Source organism: Paracoccus rhizosphaerae (assembly GCF_026162645.1).
In the GTDB taxonomy this organism is placed as follows: Bacteria; Pseudomonadota; Alphaproteobacteria; order Rhodobacterales; family Rhodobacteraceae; genus Paracoccus; species Paracoccus rhizosphaerae.
The window spans coordinates 1-2,268 of sequence record NZ_JAOTBE010000145.1; the positions used below are offsets into that span (position 1 = coordinate 1).

Annotated in this window: 1 protein-coding gene and 2 pseudogenes; 1 reads left to right on the forward strand and 2 read right to left on the reverse strand. The window is 65.3% G+C overall.

From position 1 onward, the window contains the following. Positions 1-116 precede the first annotated feature (116 nt). Positions 117-464, reverse strand: a pseudogene (locus tag OC184_RS19920) (IS3 family transposase); the annotation flags it as partial. 3 nt (positions 465-467) lie between these two features. Between OC184_RS19920 and OC184_RS19925 the strand changes: the two are divergent. Further along, positions 468-1,367, forward strand: a pseudogene (locus OC184_RS19925) (M20 peptidase family dipeptidase); the annotation flags it as partial. Here OC184_RS19925 and OC184_RS19930 read toward each other — a convergent pair. Next, entirely contained in the window at positions 1,360-2,040 is a 681-nt protein-coding gene (locus tag OC184_RS19930; protein ID WP_265508923.1) for a gamma-glutamylcyclotransferase, read from the reverse strand. The pseudogene OC184_RS19925 and the gene OC184_RS19930 sit on opposite strands and share 8 nt — an antisense overlap. Positions 2,041-2,268: the final 228 nt, after the last annotated feature.

The following is a 2,268-nucleotide window of genomic DNA, read 5'->3' on the forward strand; positions in this document are numbered from 1 at the left end:
GGCCTTCGCCCGCATCGACACCGAGGAGATCGACCCCATTCTCAGCATAACCACGAAAGCCGCCTGATCATGCCCTCAGGCCTCCCGGGAAATTACACCAGCTTGACGGACGTGACCACGACGCGCTCGGCCGACAGCGAGAAGTCCACCTCAATGCTTAATCCTTCGCGGGTGAAGTCGTCCAGGACGTTCAGAAGATGGAAGGCTCGCCCGTCCCCGAGGCGATCTGCCATGAAGTCCATGGACCAGACCGCATTGGGAGCCTCCTGCATGGCCAGTTCCTCGGGCTTCTCCCGCTTCAGCCGCTTGCGAGGCCTGATCCTCAGGTTCAGTTCCAGCTCACGATAGATCCGGTAGACGCGTTTGTGGTTCCAGACATGGCCCTGGACATTGCGCAGATACAGGAAACACAAGCCAAAGCCCCAAGTCTTCCTGGCATGAGTTAGCCCGATGAGCAGATCGGCGAAGGCCGTTTGGGCTTCAACGTCAAGATCGTGATCGAGATGTCGGAAGAGATCGGATCGTCCGGCCTCGCCCCGTTCTTCCAGGGGCAGCAGGATGAACTGGCCGCTGACGTGCTGATCGCGTCCGACGGGCCGCGGCTGCAGCCGGACGTGCCGACGATCTTCATGGGCTCGCGCGGCGGGGCGAGCTTCGACCTTGTGCTGGAACTGCGAGATGGCGCGCATCACTCGGGCAACTGGGGCGGGCTTCTGGCCGAGCCAGGCATGATCCTGTCGCACGCGCTGGCCTCGATCTGCGACCGGCGCGGCCAGATCCTGATCCCCGAATGGCGGCCCGACAGCCTGACACCGGCGGTCCGCCGCTCGCTGGCAGACCTGCCGATCGAGGATCCGTCCGGCCCTGCCGTCGATACTTGGTGGGGCAAGGAAGACCTGACGCCGGCCGAACACGCCTATGGCTGGAACAGCTTCGCCATCCTCGCGATGACGGCCGGCGCGCCAGAGGCGCCGGTCAACGCCATCGCCGACAGCGCGCGCGCCACCTGCCAGCTTCGTTTCGTGGTCGGCACGGACACTGACGACATCCTTCCTGCGCTTCGCCGCCACCTAGACACCCATGGCTTCGGCGCGATCCGGATTGTCCCCCACGACCGGGGCATCTTCCACGCCATCCGCCTCGACCCCGATGACGACTGGGTGCACTTCGCCGCTGCATCCCTGGCACGAACGTCAGAGCGCCCGCCGCATATCCTGCCCAACCTGGCTGGATCGCTGCCGAACAACTGCTTCGCCGACATCCTGGGCCTGCCGACGATCTGGGTACCGCATTCCTATCGCGGATGTTCGCAACATGCCCCGAACGAGCATGCCGCCTGCGGAGTAGGCCGAGTGCCGGTCAGGATGCCTCGTCGATGGCCTCGGCCACCATCTTCTGCAGCGTCCAGATATAGTCGTCGTGAATGCCCAGATCCGCCAGGCCCCGCGCGGTGCGCAGCAGGTATTCGGCCCCCGACCCCGCCTGCCCCGCCGCGGTGGCAAGGCGCATCGCCTGCTGCGCCAGCGTCAGCTGGACCAGCGGCGCCCCCACCGGCCCGGCATAGAAGGTCAGCGCGATTTCGCGCCCACGCTCTGTCTCAACCTCGATCCAGCTGGCATTCGCGGAAAGTTCGTGCGCGACCAGTTCACGACGCAGGACGGCGCGCAGCGATTCCGTCTCGGTGCCCTCGGCGATGTCCAGCACCAGCCCCTCGCAGGTGCCGCCTGGCGCCAGCGCCAGCATCAGCCCCGGCCTTTCAGGGGTGCCCCGGAAGTGCTCCAACGACAGCGAGAAGTCGCGATGCCAGCCGATTGCGGTGGCGCGGCGGCGCGCCTGCACCTCGAAACCGGGGTTCCAGATCAGAGAGCCATAGGCGAAGATCGGGATCGGCCTCGGTTTGCCCTCGGTCAACCGGGCGGCCAGCGCATCGAGGTCCGCATCCTCGAGCATCCGCCAGTTCGGATCGTGCAGCAACCCATCGGCTGGGGCGACGCGGGCGACATGGTCCTCGGACAGAAGAAGTGGAACTGGCGGGGTCATCGGGATCCTGCGGCAGCCTCGGTCCCTGCCGTTTTGAGAAACCGACGGCCTAGGTGTTCAGTCCCGGCATCTGGTGGATCGGGTTTAGGATGAATCTGTCTGGCTCTGATGTCCAGATCTTGCAGATGAATTTGTAAGGCGTGAGGGCCAGCCATGGTCCGCCATCGGTCCAAGGACCATGGCTGGCGAGGGTCTTGAGGCGGCGGGCGAAGTTGTAGGCGGGCATGA